This window comes from Micrococcus sp. LASM2_SD2 (genome assembly GCF_057364565.1).
In genome coordinates, this window is sequence record NZ_JBNFOB010000377.1 from 1 (window position 1) to 1362 (window position 1362).

A 1362-nucleotide genomic window follows, 5' to 3' on the forward strand; every position below is an offset into this window, starting at 1 on the left:
CCGCGACTGTGGAAGGACCGCGATCCGGCGGCCGACGCGCGGCTGCGCACGGCCAAGCCCTGGATCGCCCGGCACGCAGATCAGCTCGCATGCCCACCGAGAACCTGCTCACCCCGGACACCCTCCGCCGGATCTGCTGGAGCCCGCCCGCGGTGGTGACCCCGGAGTCCGTCGCCGAGGCGCTGGCGAGGCTCGGTGCCCGCCCCTGGCAGGTCGAGCAGACCACCGCCATCCTCACGGTCTCCTTCCTCAACCCGCTCCCCGCCTGAGCGGTCCGGACGGCTCCGCCGGCCCGTGCCGGCCACGGACGCGTGTTCACCGCGGGCTGGTGGTCGCCGCAGGCCCGTGTTCGCCGCGGGCGCACCGCCACATGCGGACGGCGGATGCGCCGGGAGGTTACCCGCCGGTAATGTGACGGGGAAGACAGAGGTGAGCGGCCGTCGTCGGGAACGATGGGCGGCGGCATGCCCCCTCCGACCCGACCCGCAAGGAGCACCATGACCGCGCATTCCCCCGCCCCGCTCGAGCCGTTCGAGTCTCTCGCCGGGATGGCCCCGAACGAGGTGGTGACCACCACCGAGGTGACCGACCACGAGCTGCCCGGCGGCGCCGGCACCCTGGCCCTGCTCACCCTGGACAACGGCGCCGGCCCGCGCCGCCCCGCCACCCTCGGCCCCCGCACCCTCCTGGAGCTCGGCCGCGTGCTCGACGCCCAGGCCGAGCGGGCCGCCGCCGGCGAGATCCAGGCCCTCGCCCTCACCGGCGTGGAGGGCACCTTCGCCGCCGGTGCCGACCTCTCCCTGGTCGCCTCCTTCGAGGACACCTCCCGGGGCCGGGAGCTCTCCCTGCTCGGCCACGCCGTCTACGACCGCATCGCCGCCCTGGACGTGCCCACCTTCGCGTTCGTCAACGGCCTGGCGCTCGGCGGCGGCCTGGAGCTCGCCCTGGCCGCGGACCACCGGATCGTGGCCGCGGACGCCAAGGGCTTCGGGCTGCCCGAGGTCCGCCTCGGCCTGATCCCCGGCTGGTCCGGCGTCTGGCGCGTGCCCCACCTGATCGGCCCCGAGGCCGCCGTGCCGGTGATCCTGAAGAACCCGCTGGACAACAACCGTCTGCTGAAGGCGGCCGAGGCCCACGAGCTGGGCCTGATGGACCGCATCACCGACGGCGACCTGCTCGCCGACGGCCTGGCGTTCGCCGCCGCCGTGGTCTCCGGGGACGAGGCCGTGGCCGCCGAGATCGCCGCCCACCGCGACCGGGACACCTCGGACGCCGCCTGGGACCGCGCCCTCGCCGGCTTCGCGAAGCTCCAGGCCGCCCGCCCCGGCCGCCCCACCTCGCCGGCCCCGCCGTCCACCCTCG

At 75.9% G+C, this 1362-nt stretch carries 2 protein-coding genes; both read left to right on the top strand.

From position 1 onward, the window contains the following. Nucleotides 1–89 precede the first annotated feature (89 nt). Nucleotides 90–269, top strand: coding sequence for a hypothetical protein (locus tag AC2W7A_RS12495; protein ID WP_485991620.1), 180 nt, complete (start codon nucleotides 90–92; stop codon nucleotides 267–269). Between the two features lie 228 nt (nucleotides 270–497). Then, the coding region (locus tag AC2W7A_RS12500) for an enoyl-CoA hydratase/isomerase family protein (RefSeq protein ID WP_485991621.1) at nucleotides 498–1362 on the top strand (865 nt) is incomplete at its 3' end.